The organism is Mycobacterium sp. NGS56 (assembly GCF_059812425.1).
The window spans coordinates 36673-59328 of record NZ_JCALCQ010000014.1 but is presented as its reverse complement, the minus strand read 5'-3'; the positions used below and the strand labels follow the sequence as shown (position 1 = coordinate 59328).

23 protein-coding genes and 1 pseudogene are annotated in these 22656 nt (G+C 67.1%); 4 read left to right on the top strand and 20 right to left on the bottom strand.

The annotated features are described in order from the left end of the window. Window positions 1-7: 7 nt before the first annotated feature. From AC5Y4F_RS23560 to AC5Y4F_RS23545, 4 genes are read left to right on the top strand one after another with little or no spacing between them, the layout of a single operon-like run. Entirely contained in the window at window positions 8-1402 is a 1395-nt protein-coding gene (locus tag AC5Y4F_RS23560; protein ID WP_499998996.1) for a glutamine synthetase family protein, read from the top strand. Continuing rightward, the gene (locus tag AC5Y4F_RS23555) at window positions 1368-2129 is read left to right on the top strand and encodes a gamma-glutamyl-gamma-aminobutyrate hydrolase family protein (protein WP_231986390.1); all 762 of its coding nucleotides are present in this window, start codon (window positions 1368-1370) and stop codon (window positions 2127-2129) included. Before AC5Y4F_RS23560 ends, AC5Y4F_RS23555 begins: the two co-directional genes overlap by 35 nt. Before the next feature lies 1 nt (window position 2130). Then, on the top strand, window positions 2131-3495 hold the full coding sequence (locus AC5Y4F_RS23550) for an aldehyde dehydrogenase family protein (protein ID WP_499998994.1): 1365 nt from the start codon (window positions 2131-2133) through the stop codon (window positions 3493-3495). Window positions 3496-3498: 3 nt separating this feature from the next. After that, window positions 3499-4278 carry a 3-oxoacyl-ACP reductase gene (locus AC5Y4F_RS23545; protein WP_067936256.1) on the top strand — a complete coding sequence of 260 codons (780 nt, stop codon included), beginning with the start codon at window positions 3499-3501 and terminating at the stop codon, window positions 4276-4278. Here the strand turns inward: AC5Y4F_RS23545 and AC5Y4F_RS23540 are convergent. The 20 genes and pseudogenes from AC5Y4F_RS23540 to hypB all read right to left on the bottom strand — a co-directional run bounded on the left by AC5Y4F_RS23540 (window position 4275) and on the right by hypB (window position 22649). Beyond that, window positions 4275-5228 carry a PPE family protein gene (locus AC5Y4F_RS23540; protein ID WP_156750097.1) on the bottom strand — a complete coding sequence of 318 codons (954 nt, stop codon included), beginning with the start codon at window positions 5226-5228 and terminating at the stop codon, window positions 4275-4277. The two genes, AC5Y4F_RS23545 and AC5Y4F_RS23540, sit on opposite strands and share 4 nt — an antisense overlap. Before the next feature lie 155 nt (window positions 5229-5383). Continuing rightward, the gene (locus AC5Y4F_RS23535; RefSeq protein WP_499998991.1) at window positions 5384-5662 is read right to left on the bottom strand and encodes a hypothetical protein; all 279 of its coding nucleotides are present in this window, start codon (window positions 5660-5662) and stop codon (window positions 5384-5386) included. Between the two features lie 266 nt (window positions 5663-5928). Next, entirely contained in the window at window positions 5929-7053 is a 1125-nt protein-coding gene (locus AC5Y4F_RS23530; RefSeq protein WP_499998989.1) for an alkaline phosphatase family protein, read from the bottom strand. Between the two features lie 21 nt (window positions 7054-7074). Next, window positions 7075-7821: a DUF6390 family protein gene (locus AC5Y4F_RS23525; RefSeq protein ID WP_499998987.1), complete on the bottom strand. Its 747-nt coding sequence runs from the start codon at window positions 7819-7821 to the stop codon at window positions 7075-7077. Then, window positions 7818-8948, bottom strand: coding sequence for a hydrogenase formation protein HypD (gene hypD / locus AC5Y4F_RS23520; protein ID WP_067936097.1), 1131 nt, complete (start codon window positions 8946-8948; stop codon window positions 7818-7820). The genes AC5Y4F_RS23525 and hypD overlap by 4 nt, the downstream gene beginning before the upstream one ends. Window positions 8949-8960: 12 nt before the next feature. Continuing rightward, window positions 8961-9233 carry a HypC/HybG/HupF family hydrogenase formation chaperone gene (locus AC5Y4F_RS23515; RefSeq protein ID WP_067936095.1) on the bottom strand — a complete coding sequence of 91 codons (273 nt, stop codon included), beginning with the start codon at window positions 9231-9233 and terminating at the stop codon, window positions 8961-8963. 65 nt (window positions 9234-9298) lie between these two features. After that, on the bottom strand, window positions 9299-10411 hold the full coding sequence (hypE, locus tag AC5Y4F_RS23510) for a hydrogenase expression/formation protein HypE (protein WP_067936092.1): 1113 nt from the start codon (window positions 10409-10411) through the stop codon (window positions 9299-9301). Further along, window positions 10411-11085: a D-sedoheptulose-7-phosphate isomerase gene (locus AC5Y4F_RS23505; RefSeq protein WP_067936091.1), complete on the bottom strand. Its 675-nt coding sequence runs from the start codon at window positions 11083-11085 to the stop codon at window positions 10411-10413. The genes hypE and AC5Y4F_RS23505 overlap by 1 nt, the downstream gene beginning before the upstream one ends. Next, window positions 11082-11813, bottom strand: coding sequence for a HypC/HybG/HupF family hydrogenase formation chaperone (locus AC5Y4F_RS23500; RefSeq protein WP_067936088.1), 732 nt, complete (start codon window positions 11811-11813; stop codon window positions 11082-11084). Before AC5Y4F_RS23500 ends, AC5Y4F_RS23505 begins: the two co-directional genes overlap by 4 nt. Next, on the bottom strand, window positions 11810-14179 hold the full coding sequence (gene hypF / locus AC5Y4F_RS23495) for a carbamoyltransferase HypF (protein WP_067936085.1): 2370 nt from the start codon (window positions 14177-14179) through the stop codon (window positions 11810-11812). Before hypF ends, AC5Y4F_RS23500 begins: the two co-directional genes overlap by 4 nt. 1 nt (window position 14180) lies before the next feature. Next, window positions 14181-14447 carry a HypC/HybG/HupF family hydrogenase formation chaperone gene (locus AC5Y4F_RS23490; RefSeq protein WP_067936083.1) on the bottom strand — a complete coding sequence of 89 codons (267 nt, stop codon included), beginning with the start codon at window positions 14445-14447 and terminating at the stop codon, window positions 14181-14183. 3 nt (window positions 14448-14450) lie between these two features. Next, entirely contained in the window at window positions 14451-14945 is a 495-nt protein-coding gene (locus tag AC5Y4F_RS23485) for a hydrogenase maturation protease (RefSeq protein ID WP_499998983.1), read from the bottom strand. 17 nt (window positions 14946-14962) lie between these two features. Continuing rightward, the gene (locus tag AC5Y4F_RS23480) at window positions 14963-15082 is read right to left on the bottom strand and encodes a DUF6893 family small protein (protein WP_499998980.1); all 120 of its coding nucleotides are present in this window, start codon (window positions 15080-15082) and stop codon (window positions 14963-14965) included. Further along, a pseudogene (locus AC5Y4F_RS23475) lies at window positions 15070-16426 on the bottom strand (hypothetical protein). Before AC5Y4F_RS23475 ends, AC5Y4F_RS23480 begins: the two are co-directional and overlap by 13 nt. Then, entirely contained in the window at window positions 16423-17064 is a 642-nt protein-coding gene (locus tag AC5Y4F_RS23470; RefSeq protein ID WP_499998978.1) for a DUF6084 family protein, read from the bottom strand. The pseudogene AC5Y4F_RS23475 and the gene AC5Y4F_RS23470 overlap by 4 nt, the downstream one beginning before the upstream one ends. 11 nt (window positions 17065-17075) lie before the next feature. After that, window positions 17076-17720: a DUF5947 family protein gene (locus tag AC5Y4F_RS23465; RefSeq protein WP_067936079.1), complete on the bottom strand. Its 645-nt coding sequence runs from the start codon at window positions 17718-17720 to the stop codon at window positions 17076-17078. Continuing rightward, window positions 17717-18649, bottom strand: coding sequence for a NifU family protein (locus AC5Y4F_RS23460; RefSeq protein ID WP_067936074.1), 933 nt, complete (start codon window positions 18647-18649; stop codon window positions 17717-17719). The genes AC5Y4F_RS23465 and AC5Y4F_RS23460 overlap by 4 nt, the downstream gene beginning before the upstream one ends. 3 nt (window positions 18650-18652) lie before the next feature. Beyond that, window positions 18653-20452 carry a nickel-dependent hydrogenase large subunit gene (locus tag AC5Y4F_RS23455; RefSeq protein WP_067936071.1) on the bottom strand — a complete coding sequence of 600 codons (1800 nt, stop codon included), beginning with the start codon at window positions 20450-20452 and terminating at the stop codon, window positions 18653-18655. A 103-nt stretch (window positions 20453-20555) separates the two neighbouring features. Beyond that, window positions 20556-21611 carry an NADH-quinone oxidoreductase subunit B family protein gene (locus tag AC5Y4F_RS23450; RefSeq protein ID WP_067936068.1) on the bottom strand — a complete coding sequence of 352 codons (1056 nt, stop codon included), beginning with the start codon at window positions 21609-21611 and terminating at the stop codon, window positions 20556-20558. A gap of 264 nt (window positions 21612-21875) precedes the next feature. Then, window positions 21876-22649, bottom strand: a complete 774-nt coding sequence (gene hypB, locus AC5Y4F_RS23445; RefSeq protein ID WP_067936065.1) for a hydrogenase nickel incorporation protein HypB — start codon at window positions 22647-22649, stop codon at window positions 21876-21878. Window positions 22650-22656 lie beyond the last annotated feature (7 nt).

Sequence of the window (22656 nt, the reverse complement as noted above, 5' to 3'; positions counted from 1 at the left end):
GACGGTCATGGCCAGTGAAGAAAGTGCTGTGACCGAACCGAATGCCGCGATGTTGTCATTGACCGCGCTCGAACGACTGGCCGGCACCGGCGAGGTGGACACGGTCATCGTGGCGTTCGCCGACATGCAAGGCCGGCTGGTCGGGAAGCGGATCGACGCGCGGCGGTTCGTCGACGACGTGGCCGCACACGGCGCCGAGTGTTGCGGCTACCTGCTCGCCGTCGACGTCGACATGAACACCGTCGGCGGTTATGCGATCTCGAGTTGGGACACCGGTTACGGCGATACGGTGATGACGCCCGACCTGTCCACCCTGCGGCGCATCCCATGGCTGCCAGGGACGGCGTTGGTGATCGCCGACGTGGGCTGGCCCGACGGCAGCCCCGTGACCGTGTCGCCGCGGGCGATTTTGCGACGCCAGCTTGGCCGGCTGGCCGAACGCGGCCTGGCCGCCGACGTCGCCACCGAGCTCGAATTCATCGTGTTCGACGAGCCCTACCGGCAAGCATGGGCCAACGGATACCGGGGGTTGACCCCGGCCAGCGACTACAACATCGACTACGCGATCTCGGCCTCGTCGCGCATGGAGCCGCTCTTGCGCGCCATCCGCCAGGGAATGATCGGCGCCGGTCTGCAATTCGAGGCCGTCAAGGGCGAATGCAATAAGGGGCAGCAGGAAATCGGTTTCCGGTACGCCGACGCTTTGGTCACCTGTGACAACCACGTCATCTATAAGAACGGTGCCAAGGAGATCGCCGACCAGCACGGCAAGAGCCTGACGTTCATGGCCAAATACGATGAGCGAGAGGGGAACAGCTGTCACATTCATCTATCGCTGCGCGATCCGCAGGGCGGCGCGGTGTTCGCCGGTCCCAGCCGGCCGCACGGCATGTCATCGGCGTTCTGTGGGTTTCTGGCCGGCCTGCTGGCCACCTTGAGCGACCTAACCCTGTTCTACGCGCCGAACATCAACTCCTACAAGCGATTCGCCGAGGGCAGCTTCGCGCCCACCGCGCTGGCGTGGGGACTGGACAATCGCACCTGCGCGCTGCGGGTGGTCGGTCACGGGCCCAACACCAGGCTCGAGTGCCGGGTGCCGGGCGGCGACGTCAACCCGTATCTGGCAGTGGCGGCGATCGTCGCCGGCGGGCTGTACGGTATCGAACGGGGTCTGGAGCTGCCGGATCCCTGCGCGGGAAACGCCTACCAAACCCCGGGCGTCGAGCGGCTGCCCGCCACGCTCGCCGAGGCGGCCTCGGTGTTCGAGCACTCGACGCTGGCTCGAGACGTGTTCGGCGACGACGTTGTCGCCCACTACCTCAACAACGCCCGAGTGGAGTTGGCGGCGTTCAACGCGGCGGTTACCGATTGGGAGAGGATGCGTGGGTTTGAACGCCTCTAGATCGCCGCGCCCGGTGGTCGGCCTGACGACGTATCTGGAGCAGGTGCAGACCGGAATCTGGGATATTCGCGCCGGATTCCTGCCGGCCGACTACTTCGAAGGCGTCATCCGGGCCGGCGGGATTGCGGTGTTGCTGCCGCCGCAGCCGGTGGTCGCCGAGATCATCGAATCGGTACTGGACGGCCTGCATGCGCTGGTGATCACCGGAGGGTATGACCTGGACCCCGCCAGCTACGGCCAGCAACCGCACCCCACCACCGACCCGCCCCGCACCGACCGCGACGCGTGGGAGTTCGCGCTGTTGCGGGGTGCGCTGCGGCGTGGCCTGCCGGTGCTGGGCGTCTGCCGCGGCGCACAGGTGCTCAATGTCGCGCTCGGCGGCACCCTGCACCAGCACCTGCCCGACGTGCTCGGGCACAGTGGGCATCGCGCGGGCAATGGGGTGTTCACCAGGCTGCCGGTGCGCACCGTGGCGGGCACCCGGCTGGCCGCGTTGATCGGAGAATCCGTCGATGCGCCGAGCTATCACCATCAGGCCGTCGACAGCGTGGGGGAGGGCCTGATGGTCAGCGCGCGGGACGCCGACGGTGTCGTCGAGGCACTGGAGCTGCCCGGCGAGCGTTTCGTCCTTGCGGTGCAATGGCATCCGGAACAGTCGCTGGAAGACCTGCGGTTGTTTGCCGCGATCGTGGACGCTGCCCGGTCGTATGCGGGACGCGTGAGCTGAGTTGAGCGCAGTGCAGCTGATCAACCCGGCGACAGAGGAGGTGTTGGGCTCGGTCGAGCAGGCCGACACTGCCGCGGTCGACGACGCGGTCGGGCGGGCGCTGGCGGCGCAGCGGCGGTGGGCGCGATTGTCGCCCGCCGAGCGAGCCGCCGGCTTGCGGGCCTTCGCCGCCGCCGTCGACGCCCACCTCGGCGAGCTGGCGGCACTCGAAGTCGCCAACTCGGGGCATCCCATCGCGGCGGCCGAATGGGAAGCCGGTCACGTCCGCGACGTGCTGAACTTTTACGCGGGAAGTCCGGAACGCCTGTCCGGCAAGCAGATTCCCGTGGCCGGTGGCCTGGACGTTACGTTCAACGAACCGATGGGCGTGGTCGGTGTCATCACCCCGTGGAACTTTCCGATGCCCATCGCATCGTGGGGTTTCGCACCCGCTATGGCCGCGGGCAACGCCGTGCTGATCAAACCCGCGGAGGCCACGCCGCTGACCACGATCCGGCTCGGTGAGCTGGCGGCGCAAGCCGGACTCGACGCGGATCTGCTGCAGGTGCTGCCGGGGCGGGGCGCGGTGGTCGGGGAGCGGTTCGTCACCCATCCCGACGTCCCCAAGATCGTGTTCACCGGGTCCACCGACGTGGGCAAGAAGGTGATGGCCGGTGCGGCCGCTCAGGTGAAGCGGGTGACCCTGGAATTGGGTGGCAAGAGCGCGAACATCGTTTTCGCCGACTGCGACCTCGAGCGCGCTGCCGCGACCGCACCGGCCGGGGTGTTCGACAATGCGGGGCAGGACTGCTGCGCTCGCAGCCGAATCCTGGTGCAGCGCAGTGTCTATGATCGGTTCATGGAGCTGCTCGAGCGGGCCGTCACCAGCGTCGTCGTCGGTGACCCGGCATCCCGCGACACCGAGATGGGTCCGCTGGTGTCGGCCGCGCATCGCGACAAGGTGGCGTCGTATGTGCCTGACGACGCCCCCATCGCGTTCCGTGGCACCGCGCCAGCCGGCCGCGGATTCTGGTTCCCGCCAACCGTTCTGACGCCGCAGCGCACCGACCGGAGCGTCACCGACGAGATATTCGGCCCGGTGGTCACGGTGTTGGCCTTCGACGACGAACACGACGCCGTCAGCTTGGCCAACGACACCAGCTACGGACTGTCCGGATCGATCTGGACCGATGACCTGTCCCGTGCGCTGCGCGTCTCCCGGGCGATCGAATCCGGGAACCTGTCGGTGAATTCGCACTCGTCCGTTCGGTACAACACGCCGTTCGGCGGGTTCAAGCAGTCGGGGCTGGGCCGCGAATTGGGCCCGGACGCGCCGCTGCACTTCACCGAGACCAAGAACGTGTTCATCGCGATAGCAGAGGAGTAGGTGGTGGCGGTCGATCTCACGCAACGATTGGCGGGCCGCGTGGCCGTCATCACCGGCGCCGGCGGCGGTATCGGGCTGGCCGCGGCACGGCGGATGCATGCCGAGGGTGCCGCGATCGTGGTCGGCGACATCGACGGCGAGGCGGGTGTCGCCGCGGCCGACGAGCTGTCCGGCTTGTTCGTGCCCACCGATGTGTCCGACGAGGCCGCGGTCAACGCGCTGTTCGACACCGCGGCGCGGACTTACGGTCGCATCGACATCGCGTTCAACAACGCCGGCATCTCACCACCCGACGACGACCTCATCGAGAACACCGAACTGCCGGCGTGGCAACGCGTCCAAGACGTCAACCTGAAGTCGGTATATCTGTGCTGCCGGGCGGCGTTGCGGCACATGGTTTCCGCGCGGAAAGGCTCGATCATCAACACGGCGTCGTTCGTGGCCGTACTGGGGTCGGCGACGTCGCAGATCTCATACACCGCCTCAAAGGGCGGCGTACTCGCGATGTCGCGTGAGTTGGGTGTGCAGTTCGCCCGGCAGGGCATCCGCGTGAACGCGTTGTGCCCCGGTCCGGTCAACACCCCGCTGCTGCAGGAGCTTTTCGCCAAGGACCCCCAGCGGGCGGCTCGCCGGCTGGTGCACGTCCCGGTCGGCCGCTTCGCCGACCCCAGCGAAATCGCCTCGGCGGTGGCATTTTTGGCGAGCGATGACGCGTCATTCATCACCGCTGCTACGTTCATGGTCGACGGCGGCATCAGCGCGGCCTATGTCACCCCGCTTTAACCGCCGTACTTGTCGGCCGCATGTGAGCCGGGCGGCTCGCTGACCGCGACCAGGTGGGTTGGCTCGCCGAGCCGGTCCCCGCGCAGCCGGTCCATCGTGGGGGCGGCGGCCGCCCAGGTGCGCGGTACCGACAGCCCACCGACGGGCGCCGCGCGACCCAGGCCCGCGCACACGCGGTGGGTGGCGGCCGGCTTGGGGAACAGTAATTGCAGGGCCGCCCTTTTGTTCATCGAATTGAGGTGGCCGATCGCGTAGTCCGACGGCGCGGTCACCGAGTTCAGCTTGGACAGCGCCGGGGTGACCGTCGATAGGGACGCTTCCAACGTTGTCAGCGACGACGCGAGGCGTCTGAGGGCCTCTGGTATCACCGACATCACTTCGCAGCCGGCCGTTATGACGTCCGGCGCAGACTGGAGGGTCCAATTGCGTTTTGTCACATCAAAATCGCCAGCCGGAGCGGGGAAGGGAGCCAATGCGACCGCACCGGCGGCGGATTCGGCGTAGGCGTGCATGGCTGCGGCGTTTTGCGCCCACATCGCGTCATACTCGGCATCGACGTTCGCGATCGCCGCGCTCTTCTGGGCCAGACAGTTCCTCGACACCAACAACATCCGTTGCGTGCGGTTGCCGGCGATCGTCGCTGGCGCCACCATGGCCGTGAAGGCCGACTGATGCGCGCAGGCTGCCGCCTCGAGCTGGGTGGCCGCGTGCTCACTACGGGCCGCGACGGTGTCGAGCCAGTCCACATACCGCGTCGCGGCTTCCGTCAGGGCCGAGCCCACGCCGCTGGCCGCCAGCTGCGCGGTCATCGCCCGGTAGTCGGCGGCCGCGGTGAAGAGCCGCGCTGCCAACGTTTTCCACGCGGCAGCGGCCCACATCATCGATCCCGTGCCGGGACCGGCATACATCCGCCCGGAGTTGATCTCCGGAGGTCGCGTCGCGAAATCCATTACAGCCTCCGGCTGCCTGCGACGGTGTCAGTGGTGCCCGACAACATGAAGGTCTTCTTTCACAAGATTGACACGATGGTTACCAGCCTTGGGGCGGCTACGTGTCGCGGAAACCCACCATGCATCGACAGGACACGCGCAGCCCGGGCGCACGATCAGCGGCGGGCGACGCAGATCTCGGTCAAGATATCTCGGTCGGACGCGATGGCCGCGGGCGCGCGGGCTGGAACGCCGCCGGTGGCAAACCCTATCGGCGTGAACGACGATGGCGCGGGCGGCAGCACCGATTGTGCTGACAAGCGGTTCCACGTCATGGGGCGTTCTTTCGTCGTCCACGCGCTGCGGAAGGGCTTCTTGTTGGTCTGGTTCGCCGGTCCCAAAGGCTGCGAAACGGTCAGGGCGGGCCGGCTGAGGGAGCCGGGGAGATCGAGCATCTGTCCGGGGTGCGGGCCGCTCGTTGCCTCCGACCAAGCCGCCGGCTCCGGTGGCGCCGCCGCCGCGAAGCCGGGCCGCAGCGCTGAGCCCGTGATCAGGGCGATGAATACCCCGAGAGCTGCGGCAACCGCGATGGCCCGCTGCCATCGCCGAGTTTCGCCAACACCCCCGAAAACCACAGTGCACCGAATGTACCGCGGGAAAATTCGGTAAAGGGTCGTAGCAACCTGTGAACTCGATCCGAGTCCGGTGTGTGTTTGCGCAGCTATGGCCGGAAAACGATGAGCGGAATCGCCATCTCCGCCGCCGTGCCACCACCGTGAAAGCCGACCAGGAGAGCGGCTTCCGGCGGCTCATGCGCGCTGGCCAGCACCGCGGTGTCGCCCGAACAGACGACGACCACGTCGCCGAGGCGCTGGCTGTGTCGCACGGTGACCCGCCCGAACATGCCGGTCGCCGTCGCCTGCTCGCGGCTGTATACGGTGGCGCGGCCGTCCAGCAGCTCGCCCCACGCGGCCTGCACGTCGCGTGCGGCGCCCGCCTCGGTGTGCAGATACCGCACCCGCGGCTCGCCGGCCACCACCCGGATGCCCTCGGCCAGCCTGGGGTCGGTGTCGAGGTCGATGCGGGCCTCGGGTGGGACGTTGAGGCCGCCGTGATCGGCGGTCACCAGCACCGCCGTGTTCGCGGGCAGCGTGTCGAGCAGGCGGGACAGCAGTGTGTCGACATTGGTCGCCGCGGCGTGCCACTGCTCGGAGCCGATACCGAAGACGTGGGCGGCGGTGTCGAGCTCCGCGGTGTAGCCGTAGACCAGCCCGGGCGCCGCGCGCAGCTCGTCGGCCAGCAGCCGCGCGTAGTTGTCGGTGGGGCCGGCCGGGTGGAATTCGGCGCCGCGGTACGCCGCCTCGGTCAGCCCGCTGCCGATGAACAGGGCGGGTAGCACGGCGCGCGCGCTGACGCCGGCGTTTTTGAGCCGTTCGAACCACGTCGGCACCGGCTGCCACACGGCGGGGGACGGGTCGGCACGCCAGTGGACGTGGCTGAGCACCCGGTCGGTGCCGGGCACCCTGACGGTGAAGCCCAGGATGCCGTGCTCGCCCGGCAGCGCGCCGGTACCCAGCGACACCAGGCTGGTCGGCGTGGTCGACGGGAAGGTGCAGTCCAGCCGCGTCAGCCGCCCGGTGCTGCCCCTCAGCACGGCTTCCAGCAGCGGCGCGCTACCGGCCAGCTGCGGAAGCAGGTGCCAGCCCAGCCCATCCACCAGCACGACCAGCACGCGGTCGATGCGGTCGGCGCCAACCCAGTCCGCCACCGCCAGCTTGTCGACGGCACCTTCGATTTCGAGCAGGGCGGCCGCCGCGGGCAGCACGTCGCAGAGAGAACCGGGCACCGGGCCAGTCTGGCGGCGAAGTCAGACGCGCGCCAGTCGCTGGCCGGTCACCAGCAGCTGCCGACTGGTGCTATCGGTCAGCGCACGAAGCTGCGCCGGCGACAGCCGGCCGCACAACCGGCCCCAGTGCATCGCGACCACGTCGCCGGCAGCCACGTCGGGCACCCCGCTGTACCCGTCAGTCCACACTTCGAGCACGCGCGCCGACGGCTTGGACAGCGTGAGGGCCTGACCATCCCACGCCAGCCTTTGGCACAACACCTCGACGCGATCGCCGTCGCGGGAAACCACTGTCCCGGAAGTGATTCGGCAGTTATCGAGCACGTTCAGCGGCTGCTCGACATCAATTTTGCGGCCTCCGCCGCCTAAGAACCGCGTCCACGGGTACACCCCGAACACGTGGAAGCAGTGATTGCCGGCGGCCTCGCACGCCAGCTCCGTGGTGAGATGCGACCAGTAGTGGCCCGCCTGCGGGCCGATGATCGCGAGCAGCGCGTCAAAGAATTCCTGCGGGTCCAGGCCTGCGGCGACGCCGCCGCCGAGCCAATACGACTCGACCAGACGATAGTCCAGCGGGTCGGCGATGCCGGTCAGTTTCGACAGCACCCGCAGATACGGCCACGCGCCGGAGAATCTCGTCGCTGCCCGGCGCACCTCGTCGACCGAGCCGTCCCGCAAGGTCGCTCCCAACGGCGGACCGCAATAGCCGAGCGCATTGGGCGCATATGCGTAGCGGGCGAACATCTCTGCGCCCTTGTCACAGGTCAAGTGCGCCCCACCAGCTTGACGGCGTCCCGGTGCATGCGGCCGAAGTTGTAGTACGCCGCACAGGCGCCCTCCGGGGACACCATGCACGTCCCGATCGGGGTCTCCGGTGTGCATGCGGTGCCGAAAACCTTGCATTCCCAAGGCTTGAGCACACCCTTGAGCACCTCACCGCACTGGCAGGCTTTGGGGTCGGCGACTCGCACGCCGGGCATCGCGAACCGCAGCTCGGCATCGAACTCGGCGAAATCGTCGTGTAGCCGCAGCGCGCTCTGCGAGATGAATCCCAGCCCACGCCATTCGAAGTGCGGGCGCAGCGCGAATACCTTGCCCATCAGCGCCAGGGCCGCCGGGTTACCGTGCTCGGGGACCACCCGCTTGTACTGGTTCTCCACTTCGCAGCGGCCCTCGCGGATCTGACGCAGCAACATCGCTACCGAGGCAAGGATGTCCAGCGGCTCGAAACCCGCCACCACCAACGGTTTTCGATACACCTCGGGAACGAAGCGGTACGGCCGGTTGCCCACCACGGTGGACACGTGCCCGGGGCCGATGAATCCCGACAGCCGCAGGTCCGGCGACTCCAGGATGGCCCTGATCGGCGGCACGATCGTGACGTGGTTGCAGAAGACGCTGAAATTGCGCAGGCCCAACTCACGCGCCCGCACCAGCGTCACCGCTGTCGACGGCGCGGTGGTCTCGAAACCGATGGCGAAGAAAACCACTTGTTTGTCGGGATGGTCGACCGCGATCTTCAACGCGTCCAGCGGCGAGTAGACGAATCGCACGTCGGCCCCGCGGGCCTTGGCGTCCAGCAGGCTGCCGTGCGAACCGGGCACGCGCATCATGTCCCCGAAGCACGTGAAGATCACGTCGGGTTGGCCGGCCAGCCACATCGCGTCATCGATGCGTCCCATCGGGATCACGCAGACCGGGCAGCCCGGGCCGTGCACCAGTTCGACGCTGTCCGGCAGCAGATGTTCGATGCCGTGCCGGTAGATGGTGTGCGTGTGCCCGCCGCACACCTCCATGAACTTGAAGTTTTCACCGCCCGTCCCGGCCAGATGCTCGATGGCCGCCAGCAGCTTGCGCGCCGCGGCCGGGTCGCGGAATTCGTCAACGAATTTCATTGCCGCTCCTCGTCAAACGATGGCCGACGAATCGAAGGCCTGCATTTCGGTCGTGTAGGTGTCGCCGAGTTTCTTGATGGCGGCCAGGGTCAGCAGCGCCTCGGTCTCGTCGATCTTGGCCATCGCGAACCCGACGTGCACCAGCACCCAGTCGTCCGGTGCGGGCATGTCGTCCTCCAGCAGCCGGACGCTGATCACCCGCTGCACGCCACTGACGTCGACCTTGGCCAAACAGTTGGCGGGATCGGTGATTTCCACGATCCGGCCCGGAATCCCCAGACACATGGCCAGCTCCTTTCTCTTGTGGCGACCCGCTGCGCCCGGCTTTCGCCGCGCTTGCGATCGCCACGTCAGCAGATTCGCGGCAACGGATCCCCGACGAGCATGTCGACGATTCGGGTGCCGCCGAACCCGGTACGCAGCACCACGCTTTCGGCGGGTTCGGCAACGATTTCCCCGACCTCGGCCGCACCGGCGCCCAGCGGATGCGACCGCAACGCCTCCAGTCCGGCCTGGGCTTCCTGCGGCGCAACGACGGCAACGAACTTGCCCTCGTTGGCGACGTAGAGCGGGTCGATGCCGAGTAATTCGCAGGCGCCATTGACCATGGGAGCCACCGGAAGTCGCTCCTCGTCGAGCAGCACCCCGAGGCCGCAGGCTTGCGCCAATTCGTTGCATACCGTTCCCACGCCGCCGCGCGTCGCGTCCCGCATCCATCGCGTGGACGGGGCGGCCGACATCAACAACTCCACCAACGGGCTGACCGACGCGGTGTCGGAGGCGATGTCGGCCTCGATGGCCAGATCGCCCCTGGCGAGCATCACCGCCATGCCGTGATCGCCCATCGACCCCGACAGCAGCACCTTGTCTCCGGCGCACACCGCCTGTGCCGACAGCGTGCGGCCCGCGGGGATGACGCCGGCTCCGGCGGTGGTGATGAACAGCCCGTCGGCCGCACCCTTGGGTACCACCTTGGTGTCACCGGTGACCACTTGCACGCCGGCGGCGGCGGCCGCGGTGGCCATGTCGGCGACGATCTCCCTCAATTCCGCGATGGGGAAACCCTCTTCGAGCACAAACGCCGCCGAGATCCAGGACGGTACGGCACCGGCCACCGCCAGGTCGTTGCAGGTGCCGTGGACGGCGAGTTCTCCGATGGACCCGCCGGGAAACCGCCGGGGCTGCACCACAAACGAGTCCGTCGACATCGCCACCCGCTCACCGCTCGGCAGGGTCAGGACGGCGCCGTCGCCCAGCGATTCGAGCAATGGATTGCGAAACGCCTCCACGAATACGGCGTCCACCAGCGCCGCCGACGCCTTGCCGCCCGCGCCGTGCGCCAGGGTCACATGGTCGTCGAGGAGTCGGGGGCGACGCCGGCGGAACGACTCGATCCGCTCGATCACATCGCCTTCGCCGAATCGCGGTCCCGACGACAGGTAGTCACCCGCCGACTTGTTCATCATGCCGCCCCCAAACCTTGATCGTCGCCGAGACATTCGTGAACTGACAGCCACAACTGATAACCCAGCAGCGCCTGAGACTCCTGGATCCGGTGCACGCTTTGCGAACGAACGACGAAGCAGGCATCCACGTTGGGGTTGTCAACGAAGGCGCCGCCGTCGTAGCCGGCGAAGCCGACGGTGTACAGGCCGCGGTTGCGGGCTTCGGCCAGCGCGGTCAGTAAGTTGGGTGAATTGCCGCTGGTCGACATCGCGATCGCGATGTCGCCGTCCCTCGCCCGGGCGATGAGCTGGCGGGCGAACACCAGCTCGAAACCGACGTCGTTGCCCAGGGCCGTCAGAATCGCCTGATCGGCGGTCAACGACCACGCCGGAAGCGGCTTGCCGAGCGGTGGCCGCGCGAACAATCGCGCCAGCGTGGTGCAGTCGGTGCAACTGCCGCCGTTGCCGAAGGTGAACATCCTTCCGCCGGCGGCGAATCGGCGCGCCGACTCGGCGGCGGCCACCGCCAGCAGGCCGGCGTTGGCCTCCAGCGTGGCGCGCCGTAGCGCGAGGCTTTCGGCCGCCTTGGCCTGTGCGGACGCGGCAAGGTCGGCGAGCAGTGCTGAGGGGTCGTCCTCTTCGGCGTCGATGAACGGATACAAGAAGTTGGTGGGCTCGTCAGCGGCGCTCATGAAACACCTTCTTGCTCTTCGTCGTCGATGCGGCTGATCGCCGTGCCGGCATGCACCAGCACCAGCTCGCCGGGCGTGACGGGCTCGACAAGTGTGGTGACCACATCCTCTATGCCCCGCGCGGTGCGTACCCTTGCCTGACCGTCGACCGAAGCGCTCACTACTTCACCCAGTCGGCCTTCGTCGCTGCACGTGACACACACTCCGTCGTCGTCGCTCTGGGGTTTGAGCAACCCTGAATGCTCGAAACACACATGGGTCAGCTCCCACAACAGGTGGTAGAAAAGCACGAAGCCGCCGGTGGCGGGCACGCGCGGGTCCGGATCATCGAGCCACAGCACGTGATCGGCCGCGGCCGCCGCAGGTGGCTCGCCGCTGCCGATCCAGATCGTGGTGGCGCCCCAGGCCGGGCCGCGGCGCATCACCGAGCGCACGTCCGCATTGTCCGCACCGGAGATCGCGACCACGATGTCGCCGGGCCGCACCGACACCCGCACCAGATCCACCAGATTGGGTCCGGTCAGGGCCACGGCAGGCAGGGCCCGCTTGCCCATGATCACCGGATGGACGAATTCGACCGCGATGTGCAGCGCGTGGGGCTCCCACGACGGCGCGATGGACCACATCGTGGCGCCCGCGGCGAATCGCTTGGCCAGCGTCAAAGCGGTGGCGGCCAGGTCCTCAGCCAGTTCGGCACTCAGCCCGCGATCGATGGCGGTGGTGATCATCGTGTCAACGCCTCCTCCCGCCCGGTCAGCGCCGCGACCGCGGCCTGGCCCAGGGCCAGCCCCCCGTCGTTCGGCGGCACGGTGTGATGGGTGAGAACCTCAAACCCGTTCTGCTGCAGTTGCGAACGGCAGGCGTCCAATAACAGAACGTTCTGGAAAACCCCGCCGGTGAGACCCACCAGCGCAATGTCGCCCGCCACCTGGGTGACCACCTCTGTGACGGCGACGGCGACCGCCCGGTGAAACGCCGCGGCGAGCACCGCCGGTGCCGTTCCAGCGTAGAGCGCCGCAACCATGGTCTGCACCATCGGGGTTGGGTCGATCACCCCATCGGGGCACACCGCCAGCGGCAACGCCGGCTGTGTTCCTGCTTGACCCGCCGACTGCGCCAGCGCCTCGAGCTCGATCGCGGCCTGCCCCTCGTAGTCGATGCGGTGTCGCACCCCGAGTAGGGAGGCGACCGCGTCGAACAGGCGGCCCATGCTCGAGCACGGCACGCAACCCGCGCCGGTCTCCAATTGCGAACGGACCAGGCGCAGTTCGTCGGCGGTCGCGGCGGCCACCGGCGCCAGGTCGGGGGTCCAGTCGATCTCGGCCCTCCGCAACTGGGACAGCGCCATCCGCCACGGGTTGCGCACCGCGGCGTCGCCACCGGGCAGCGGCACCGCCAATAGGTGTCCGGACCGAACGAAACGGTGGCTTCGGGTGTCCAGGGTGAGAATCTCACCACCCCAGATCGTTTCGTCGCAGCCGTAACCGGTGCCGTCGAAGGAGACCCCGACGATGGGTTCGCCGAGGCGCCCGTGCTCGGCCAGCAGCGACACCACGTGGGCGTGGTGGTGCTGGACCAGATCCAGCGGCCGCTCGTCCGCCTGGCGCTCGGCCCAGCTTCGGGTGTGATAGCCGGGATGCAGGTCGGCGGCCAACCGCACTGGGCGGCCGCGGATCTCGCTGAGCTGGCTCACCGCCCGCTCGAACGCCCGCAGCGTCTCCCAGGTGGCCATGTCGCCGATGTGGCCGGACAGGTAGGCCCGGTGGCCATCGGTAAGGCAGAAGGTGTTCTTCAGTTCGCCGCCCACCGCCAGCACGGCTGGGGCGTCGAGCTTCAAGTCAATCGGCAGCGGTGCGTAACCACGGGACCGGCGGATCGGCAGCTCGTGTGGCCCCCCCTCATCGTGGACGACGCGCACCACCGAGTCGTCGCACGGCACGTGAATCGGGCGGTCGTGATCGAGCACGGCGTCGCATAGCGGCGAAAGCCGATGTCTAGCATCGCTATCCGTGAAGCAGATGGGCTCATCGGAGCGGTTGGCACTGGTCAGCACCAGCGCGTCGGGCACCGGCGCGGGGTTGTCGGGAACCGGCGCCAGGAGCAGGTGATGGATGGGGGAGTAGGGCAGCATCAGACCCAGCAGCGGGCTGCCGGGCGCGACGGTCGGCGCGACCGGGGCGCCGGCACGTCGCTGCAGTAACACGATCGGGCGGGCCGGACCGGACAGCACCGCGGCCTCCGCGTCATCGACGTGGGCGTAGCGGCGCGCCACGTCGAGATCGCGAACCAGCATGGCGAACGGCTTGGCGCCGCGCGCTTTGCGCGCTCGTAATGCGTCGACCGCCGCTGAGTTGTCGACGGTGCAGGCCAGATGGTAGCCGCCGATTCCCTTGATGGCCACCACGGCGCCGGATGCCAGCGCGACCTGAGTGGCGGCCAGCGCCGAGTCCGAGCCGCTCACCCGGCCGGCCGGCGATGCGAACCACAGGCTCGGCCCGCAATCCGGACAGGCGATCGGCTGAGCGTGGAATCGGCGATTCGCCGGATCGTGGTATTCGGTGGCGCAGCGCGCACACATGCCGAAGCCCGACATCGTCGTCGCCGGGCGGTCGTAGGGCAGCCGCGTGATGATGGTGAACCGAGGTCCGCAGTTGGTGCACGTCACGAACGGATGCCGATAGCGGCGGTCGTGCGGGTCGAACAGTTCGGCGATGCAGTCGTCGCACACCGCGATGTCGGGCGGGATCGGGGTGGTGGTGCCGGCGGCCAGTTGGCTTGGCACGATGCGGAATTCGGGTGGACACGCGGGGCTGGCGGCGACGTCGGCGACGCGCACGTCGGTGATCCGTGCCAGGGGTGGCGCCTCTGCGCGCAGTCGCCGCCCGAACTCCGCCACGGAGGCGGGCCGGCCCTGCACCTCGAGAAAGACCGCAGCCGAGTCATTACCGACGAATCCGGCGAGGCCCAGTTCGGTCGCGATCCTGTGTACGAACGGACGGAAGCCGACCCCCTGCACCACGCCGGTCACCATCACCCGTTGCCGCACTTGGGTATCAGGGGGGCCGGGCCGCGACAGCAAAGGGGTATCGGTCATATCAACCGGCCTCCGGGGGCGATGGTTCGCCGGTGCTGCCGCGGCCCATCAGCTCCAGGCCGGCCATCGCCTGTTCGGCCCCGGCCTGATCGGTTTTCTCGACGACGAAGCCCATGTGGATGATCACCCAGTCGCCGGGCGCGAACGTCTCGTCCGGCAACATGCCGACATTGACCTTGCGTTGTTCGCCGGTGACCTCGACGAGTGCAAGCTGTCCCTCGAAACCGTCCAACATTCCGATGACCTGCCCCGGTATGCCCAAACACATGGCTCAGTGCCCCTTTTCGGCCGCAGCAGGCGCGTCATGCAGCGCCGCGACGATCTCTTCGACCGCCCGCGCCGCCCGGGGGACGGCCCGTGCGACCGGTTCGGTCAGACCAATGCCCTCCGAGACGCTGCCGGCTTCGCAGCCGACCACCACGGTGTAGGGCGGATGGCCCCCCAGCGCTCGCAGGCTGGCGAAGACAGCGGCCGGGTCCATGCTGTGCCCATCCAGGCCGTTCGGCGCGGGTGAGGACTCGTGGTCGGCCTGAAAGACGTGCAACGTGCCGGGATGGCCCCGGCTCGGCACGGCATCGACCAGGACCAGCGTGTCCCACTCTTCGAGCAGGTCATATGCCAGGTGCATGCCCCGGATTCCGTAGTCGATCACCTGGACGGTCGGATCATCCTGGGGCAGCTCGGCGTTGCGAACCACCTCCGAACCGAACCCGTCGTCACCCAGGAAAATGTTGCCGATCCCGGCTACCAGGATGCGCGTCGTCATGGTGACACCCGCATCGGTTACATGCGCCTCAACTTGAGATAGCGGCGGGCATCCGGCACCGACATCGCGCCGAGCGCCAGCCCGATCGCTACCACCAGCGCGACAATGGCGATGAAGATCCAACCTAGGACTTCCATAATGAACTCCTTTCAGGGGTTCGTGCTGTGCTGCGACTGCAGCGGTTCGACTTCGTCGGGGGAGAAGTACAGATAGCGTCCGTACCAGTCGTGCAGGTCAGCGGCCGGGTCCTCGTCGACGACGACGCCGACGTGCTTGTTGCCTTCGACGTCCTCGTGTACCGAGGTGACGCGGGCGGTCTTGCCGGCGACGAAGATGTCCTGGGCGTCGGCGTTGCGCCGCGGGCGCAACCGGACCTTGCTGCCTCGCGCGATCCGGACCCCGTTCACCAGCACCGCGTCGATCTCAGGGCGAACGGCATTGTCGGCCAATGGATCCCACCACTCTACTCCGTCGGGGATCTCGGGTAGAAGTCCAGCGGAGACATTGAGCCCGTGCGGATCGCGCAGCGCCCCGTGCAGTCGTGCCATGGCCTCCGGCGACATGGCGTCGCATTCGTCGATGATTCGCGCGGCCCGCGGATCGGTCGCGCGGGCCTGCGCCTTCTCGTCATCGGTCATGGTCATCACGCGCAGGGTGAGGATCTCGTCGATCTCCGTGCAGTCGTACAGGGCGGTGTCGCTCTGTTCGGCGACCTCGGGATGATCGTAGAGGATGATCGGCGAGATCAGCAGCGTGTTGTCGGTGCCCGGGGCGCCGGCCAGCACCGGGAAGGAGCGATGCCGGCCGCACCGGGCCACCGCATCGACCGCGGACTGTGGCGGCTCGAGCAAGGAAATAAACCGGCCGCCAACGACTTCGGCGATAAGGTGCGTTCCGATCATGGATCGCGCGATCGCGTCCCCCTTATCGCGTGCGGGCGCACCGGTGTTGGCGACCCGAACCGAAACCCGGCGTAGGTCGCCGTCGGGTTCGCTGGCGACGGTCAATACGCCGCGTATCTCGTGTCGTTCGCGAACCAGTCGGCCGCCGTCGAGGAACTCGAGGTCGGTCGCCGCGTCAGCCGTCACCGGCAGCGACCAGGGTTGATCGCCGAACGCAAGGGGACCGAAGGAGATTTCGCATTCCACCGCTTCGTCCCAGGTCAGCCACGACCCGGCCGCGGTCCGCAGTTCATCGACGGGTCTGAAATCGCCCCCACCGATGGCTCGTTCGGCGCGTCGGTGCTGCAGCTGCAGAAACCGCACCACCAGCGTCAGCGCCTGGGCGCCGTCGACAAGGAAATCCGCGGACACGGTGTCGTCTTCGCCCAGGCCGGATTCGACGGCACCGGGGGGGCCCAAAACGCCGAATTGCCAGCGTGATTGATTCTTGCTGGACGTCCCTCGGTAAGGGTAGAGCAGGTAGCCTTCGTAGAGCACCGCATCGGCGACGGCGCGGGCCCGGTCCCAGCTCGACGTCATCGCGTCACCTCCCGATCGGTGACTTCGAGCAATGAGGTGACCGCGTGGTCGAAGTCGAGCATCCCGTGGGACGACTTGTAATCGGCCAGTTGCGCGATGGTCTCGTGGCTCAACCGAATCCAGCCGCTGTTGGGATAGTGCTGCGCAATCAGGTCACGCCAAACCGTGACCGGCATGGCGTAGTTGTCCTCGCAGTCCCACGGCACCGGCTGAACCGAGAATCCCCGCTCGGACTTGACGAAAATCGTGCCGCTGAACAGGAACTGCAGCGGCAGCGCACCGTCGCGCAACGCATGCAGGTATTTGGCGGCGGCCACCTCGAAGTCGTACGTGCATTCCAGGGGCAGGGTCGCGGTCGTGTGACCGGTGAACCCCGGCACCATCGTGGCGCAATGCTGCCAAAGGAAGGTGCGTTGGGTGCTGGCCCAGCGTTCGCGCCCGCCGAACAAGTCCGTCAGCCCGGCCGCTTCGGCGTCCGAGTAGGAACGGCGCAGCGGTTCGATTCTTACCTGGCACCGCAGGGCAATGGCGTGCACGGGATCGTCGCCGCTGGCGGTGACCTCGACGCGGGCGGTGAGGATCGGGCTGACGCTGTAGGGTTCGGCGGTCACGTCCAGGACCGCGAAGCTCACGTTCATCGGCGGGCCGTTCATCGCGGTGTCTCGGTGGCCCGGGTGGCGAGCCGGTCGAAAAAGCCGTCAATGAATTCGCGGGCCTGCTGGCCGCCGTCGAAGCCGCGCCACATCATGCGCAGGCGTCCGACGAATTCGTAACAGGCGTCGATGGGTACCAGATATGTTTGTGGCTGCGACAATTCGCCATCCTGGGCACTGTCGGCAACCCGGACGAGCAGGGCCTCCACGTCGTCGGCGAGTAGGCCCACCCGCGGGTCGGCGGTGCGGATGGTGTCCCAGACCTCCATGTCCAGCTCGGATTCGGTAGCCCCGGCCGGACCCGGGTAGAAGGCGACGGTGTGCCCGAGGGCGGAATTGGTGAAGAAGAAGGCGACCCCGACCGGGATCTGCAGTGCCTCCCACACCAGGCGATCCAGGGCGAAGTCGGGAAACGACAGATACCGGTCCGGCACCGCGCGGTAACGCAGGTCGGCTTCGGTGTCGGTGAACAGCAGATAGCAGGCGCGGCAGACGCACATCAATTGGCGTCCGGCCACGTTGACCACGTGCTGGTGCTCGTCGGCGATCGCCTCCGCGCACATCTCGCAGCGCTCGCCCGCGGGTTCAGGCGCGCGCCGGTCGCTCCTGATCCGGGCCAAAACCTCGAACGGGGTGCTCATGCCGGTGCCCCCATCACGTCGGCCTTCAACGCCACCGAGAGCAGGCCGTCGCGGCTCAGCAGTGGAATCGGATCGAGATGGCCCGCCGAGCCACCGGTCGCGGCGGCTCCCGCACCAACGACGTCGAAATCCGTCCCACAGCCCGCACAACGCAGCATTCGATCGTGCAGTTGCGAACCGGCCAGCGAATCCTCACACACCGGGCAGTGATCCCGGTAGGTGAAGGTCTGGTCGCCGACACGGCAAGCCAGCACCATTACCCCGTCGATCGCGAATCCCGCGACTTCGCCGGCTGTCAGCTCGGCCAGTTCGGGTGCCGGGTGCCAGACCGTCGGCCCATGTCCGTTGGAATGCAGGCGCGCCAGCAGCGATTCGGCGGGAATGACACTCGCGGACGTGGTCGCGGCTTCGGCGGTCACCACCTCGATCGAGGAGACCTCCGGTGCGGCCGCGCGGACCGCATCCTGCACGGCCAGCTCCAGTGTCACCGTTGACGACGGGCAGCTCTTGCAGCTGCCCTTGAAGGCCAGCCGCACGGTGAATTCCTCCGGACGTTCGCCCAAAACGACCTCGAGCAGGTCGACGTCCCCGCCGTGCGAACCCAGGTAGGGTCGCACCCGGTCCAGCGCGTCGGACACCCTGCGGTGCACGTCATGCGGATGCAGACCGTGCACAAGGAGCAGGCTGGCCACCAGGTCGTCGGTGGCCAGCCGCTCGACCAGCCCCCCTTCCGGTACGGGATCGCCGGCCATCCGCACGATCCGCTCCAGTCCGGCGCCGTAAAGCCCGACTACTTCGCGAACCAGTTGCTGTGCACGGTCATACGCGGCGGTCCCGCCTGCTGCGCAGGAATCGAGCAGTGTCTGGATCCGATCGCCCGCCTCACGCCACTGCGCGTCATTCGCGGACTTGTCCGGGCGATCCGCCATGTGTCACTCCCCGACGGGTGACTGGGTCGGCGTGTGCAGTCTGTCCAGGGATTTGCCCTTCCCCAGGTACATGTGCACGCCACACGGCAGGCATGGATCGAAGCTGCGCACCGTGCGCATGACGTCGATGCCCTTGAAGTTGTCCCGGCCGTTCTCCTCGAAGATCGGCTGCCCTTGAACCGCGTCCTCATACGGACCCGGTGTGCCATAACTGTCGCGCGGGTTGGCATTCCACGGTGTGGGTGGGTACGGGTGATAGTTGGCGATCTTGCCGTCCCGGATCACCATGTGGTGGCTGAGCACACCGCGCACCGCCTCGGTGAAGCCGCATCCGATGGCCTCATCGGGCACCTCGAACTTCTCCCACGTCTTGGTGCGCCCGGCGCGAATCTCCTCGAGCGCCTTCTCGGCGAAGTGCAAGGCGCACGCCGCCGCGTAGGCCTGGAAGTAGGTGCGCGCCCGGTCGCGTTCAATCGTGTTGCTGCCGTACTTGGGGATCTTCCACTCCAATTCGACGGGCCCCTTCAGGGCCGTCTTGGGCAGGTTGATCTTGACGCTGTCGCCGGTCGCCTTCACGTACCCGATGTCGACCAGGCCGGCCAGCGCCGTCGACCACAGCCGGGCCAGCGGTCCGCCGCCGGTGTCCAGCGCGAGGTGGTCCTTGCCGTCGAACCAACGCGGTGACATCACCCAGCTGTACTTGCCGCCCTCCATATCCCGCTTCTGCGGGTGCGGGTTGGTGTGCTGGTTCCACGGATGGCGCCGGTCCACCGGGTTGCCCAGCGGGTCGGTCTTGACGAACATCTCCTGGTCTGTCCAGTCGTCGTAATATGAACTGCCCAAAAGGATTCGGATGCCGAGGTTGATGTCCATCAACGAGTGGGTGACCAGCTTGCCGTCGACCACCACGCCCGGCGTGACGAACATCGCGTTACCCCAGCGCTCCATGTCCTTGTATTCGAAGTTGCACACCTCCGGGTCCTGAAAGGACCCCCAGCAACCGAGCAGGGTGCGGCGCAGCCCGACGTTCTCGTAGCCGGGCAGGGCCTCGTAGAAGAAGTCGAACAGGTCGTCGTGCATGGGCACGACCTTCTTCATGAACTCGACGTAGCGCATCAGCCGCGTCATGTAGTCGGTCATCAACTGAATGGTCGCCACGGTGCCGACGCCGCCGGGGTACAGCGTGGACGGGTGCACGTGGCGGCCCTCCATGAGGCAGAACATCTCTCGCGTCCAGCGACTGACCACGAGCGCCTCGCGGTAGAACTCGCCGCTGAACGGGTTGAGCGAGCGCATGATGTCCGCGATCGTCTTGTAGCCGTGGGCGTCCGCGTGCGGCGCCGGCGTCTTCTCGGCCAGCGATAGGACACTCGGGTTGGTCTCGGAGACCATCTTTTCGCAGAAGTCCACGCCGACCAGGTTCTCCTGGAAGATGTTGTGGTCGAACATGTATTCCGCTGCCTCGCCGAGGTTGACGATCCACTCACCCAGATGCGGCGGCTTGACCCCGTAAGCCATGTTCTGCGTGTAGCACGAACACGTGGCGTGGTTGTCGCCGCAGATGCCGCAGATGCGGCTGGTGATGAAGTGGGCGTCCCGGGGGTCCTTGCCCTTCATGAAGATCGAGTAGCCGCGGAAGATCGACGAGGTGCTGTGACACTCGACGACTTCCCGGTTCTCGAAGTCGATCTTGGTGTAGATGCCCAGGCTGCCCACGATCCTGGTGATGGGATCCCAGGCCATGTCGACCAGTTGGCCGGGCTCCCGCTTGGCGTGGGTGGGGTCAGGAATGATGGTTGTCATCGCGCTACTTCTTCCCGCTTTGGCTGCTGTCAGCGTTGGCTGATGCGGCGAGGGCTCTTCGGCTACGAGTTTTGGCGTAGGAGCGCGCCGACCGGTAGGTGACCTACCAGGTGCGGCGCGCTCCGGTGGTGAGTTGATCGCCGTTGTGGCGCCACCGCGGCTCCTTGTCGACGGTGCGTTCCGTGATACCCCTCAGACTGCGAATCACGGCCCCGTACAGACCCGATGCGGTGCTCGAGATCTTGCCGCCGGGTGGCTCATCCATGAACGGCATGAACTTGTCCGGGAAGCCCGGCATCGTGCAACCGATGCAGATTCCACCAACGTTGGGGCAGCCCCCGACGCCGTTGATCCATCCGCGCTTGGGCACATTGCATTTGACGACTGGACCCCAGCAGCCAAGTTTCACAATGCATTTCGGTGACCCGTACTCGGTGGCGAAGTCACCCTGCTCGTAGTAGCCGGCTCGATCGCAACCCTCGTGCACGGTGTTGCCGAATAGCCATTGCGGGCGCAGCGCGTCGTCGAGCGGGATCATCGGCGCCTGAGCGGTCGCCATGTAGAGCAGGTAGGTGAGCGTCTCCGACAGGTTATCCGGTTGGATGGGGCAGCCGGGCACGCACACGATCGGAATGCCGGCCTTGCTCTTCCAGTCCCAGCCGAGGTAGTCCGGCACGCCCATCGCCCCGGTCGGGTTGCCCGCCATCGCGTGAATTCCTCCGTAGGTGGCGCAGGTCCCGACCGCCACGATGGCGGTGGCCTGGGGCGCCAACCGGTCGAGCCATTCGCTGGTGGTCATCGGCTGCCCGGTGGCCGGGTCGTTGCCGAAGCCGCACCAGTAGCCCTCGTCCTTGATCTTCTCGTTCGGGATGGATCCTTCGACAACGAGCACAAACGGTTCCAACTCGCCGCGGTCGGCCTTGAAGAACCACTCCAAGAAGTCGTCCGCCCCTCCGTTGGGTCCGCATTCGAAGTCGATGAGGGGCCAGTGCACGGCGATCTGGGGGAGTCCGGGCAGGGCACCCAAAGCGATCTCCTCGACGCTGGGCTGGGTGGCAGCAGTCAATGCCACCGAATCACCGTCACAACTGAGGCCCGCGTTAATCCATAGAACATGGATCAATGTTTGTTCTGCCTTGACTGCTGCTTCTGTTGGCATGCTGCAGCTTTCCGGAGCCGGGCTGGGGCTCCTGCGCCACCGGAGTCGACCGTCGGCCCACTTGCGCAGCGCTATTTTTTGGGTCTACTCCCGCTATCGGGCGTTGTCAACGGTTCGCCGGTACTCGCTACTGTCCGCGGGTTGCACAGCGGCGAAAAGCCGTGTCGTGCCTGGCCGATCAGTGGCGTTCGGCAGCATCGAATTAGCGAGTCTTGCGAATGTTTCGCAGGAGCGATCGCACCGGCCCGAGCCCACGCGCGCCGTTCAGGCCGCGTCAGTGGCGAAGCGCCGCAGCCAGCCGAACCAGGCACTCATGCCATCGCCGGTGCGCGCGCTGACCGGCAAAATCGTCGCTGTCGCATTCACTTTGCGGACATGGGCGATGTACGTGTCGACATCCACCTCGAGGTGGGGCACCAAGTCGATCTTGTTGAGCAGCACCACGTCCACGGACCGGAACATCACCGGATACTTTAGTGGCTTGTCTTCGCCCTCGGTCACCGAATACACCATCGCCTTGGCGTGCTCGCCGACGTCGAACTCCGCCGGGCAGACCAGATTTCCGACGTTCTCGATGACCACCAGGTCCAGCGCGGCGAGGTCGAGACCTGACAGCGCGCGGTTGATCATGGGAGCGTCGAGGTGGCATTCGCCGCCAAATCCGTTGCTGGTATTGAGCAGTGAGACCTGGGCGCCGCGCCCGATGAGCTTTGCCGCGTCCAGGTCGGTGGCGATATCACCTTCGATCACCCCCAGCGCCAGTTCCCCGGCGAGTTCGTCGAGCGTTGCCTGCAAGATGGTGGTCTTGCCCGACCCCGGGGAGCTCATCAGGTTGAGGGTGCGAACCCCATTGCTCTCGAAGGCCGCCCGGTTGGCGTCGGCGAGCACGTCGTTCTCCGCGAAGATCGCTTCCAGCACGTCGATGCGCTGACTGCCGGTTTGATAGCGGCTGTGATCGCCATGTTCGTGATCGTGGGGAAGGTGATCGTGTTCGTGGGCGTGCACGGTTCCGTCGTCGTGTCGATGAAATCTACCCATCGTCAAC

What these genes read in the sequence shown, in the direction of transcription:
- AC5Y4F_RS23560 (WP_499998996.1), top strand. Translation starts at nt 8, where the DNA reads ATGGCCAGTGAAGAAAGTGCTGTGACCGAACCGAATGCCGCGATGTTG.
- AC5Y4F_RS23540 (WP_156750097.1), bottom strand. Translation starts at nt 5,228, where the DNA reads ATGGATTTCGCGACGCGACCTCCGGAGATCAACTCCGGGCGGATGTAT.
- AC5Y4F_RS23535 (WP_499998991.1), bottom strand. Translation starts at nt 5,662, where the DNA reads ATGCTCGATCTCCCCGGCTCCCTCAGCCGGCCCGCCCTGACCGTTTCG.
- hypD (WP_067936097.1), bottom strand. Translation starts at nt 8,948, where the DNA reads ATGAAATTCGTTGACGAATTCCGCGACCCGGCCGCGGCGCGCAAGCTG.
- AC5Y4F_RS23515 (WP_067936095.1), bottom strand. Translation starts at nt 9,233, where the DNA reads ATGTGTCTGGGGATTCCGGGCCGGATCGTGGAAATCACCGATCCCGCC.
- hypE (WP_067936092.1), bottom strand. Translation starts at nt 10,411, where the DNA reads ATGAACAAGTCGGCGGGTGACTACCTGTCGTCGGGACCGCGATTCGGC.
- AC5Y4F_RS23505 (WP_067936091.1), bottom strand. Translation starts at nt 11,085, where the DNA reads ATGAGCGCCGCTGACGAGCCCACCAACTTCTTGTATCCGTTCATCGAC.
- AC5Y4F_RS23500 (WP_067936088.1), bottom strand. Translation starts at nt 11,813, where the DNA reads ATGATCACCACCGCCATCGATCGCGGGCTGAGTGCCGAACTGGCTGAG.
- hypF (WP_067936085.1), bottom strand. Translation starts at nt 14,179, where the DNA reads ATGACCGATACCCCTTTGCTGTCGCGGCCCGGCCCCCCTGATACCCAA.
- AC5Y4F_RS23490 (WP_067936083.1), bottom strand. Translation starts at nt 14,447, where the DNA reads ATGTGTTTGGGCATACCGGGGCAGGTCATCGGAATGTTGGACGGTTTC.
- AC5Y4F_RS23485 (WP_499998983.1), bottom strand. Translation starts at nt 14,945, where the DNA reads ATGACGACGCGCATCCTGGTAGCCGGGATCGGCAACATTTTCCTGGGT.
- AC5Y4F_RS23480 (WP_499998980.1), bottom strand. Translation starts at nt 15,082, where the DNA reads ATGGAAGTCCTAGGTTGGATCTTCATCGCCATTGTCGCGCTGGTGGTA.
- AC5Y4F_RS23470 (WP_499998978.1), bottom strand. Translation starts at nt 17,064, where the DNA reads ATGAACGTGAGCTTCGCGGTCCTGGACGTGACCGCCGAACCCTACAGC.
- AC5Y4F_RS23465 (WP_067936079.1), bottom strand. Translation starts at nt 17,720, where the DNA reads ATGAGCACCCCGTTCGAGGTTTTGGCCCGGATCAGGAGCGACCGGCGC.
- AC5Y4F_RS23460 (WP_067936074.1), bottom strand. Translation starts at nt 18,649, where the DNA reads ATGGCGGATCGCCCGGACAAGTCCGCGAATGACGCGCAGTGGCGTGAG.
- AC5Y4F_RS23455 (WP_067936071.1), bottom strand. Translation starts at nt 20,452, where the DNA reads ATGACAACCATCATTCCTGACCCCACCCACGCCAAGCGGGAGCCCGGC.
- AC5Y4F_RS23450 (WP_067936068.1), bottom strand. Translation starts at nt 21,611, where the DNA reads ATGCCAACAGAAGCAGCAGTCAAGGCAGAACAAACATTGATCCATGTT.
- hypB (WP_067936065.1), bottom strand. Translation starts at nt 22,649, where the DNA reads ATGGGTAGATTTCATCGACACGACGACGGAACCGTGCACGCCCACGAA.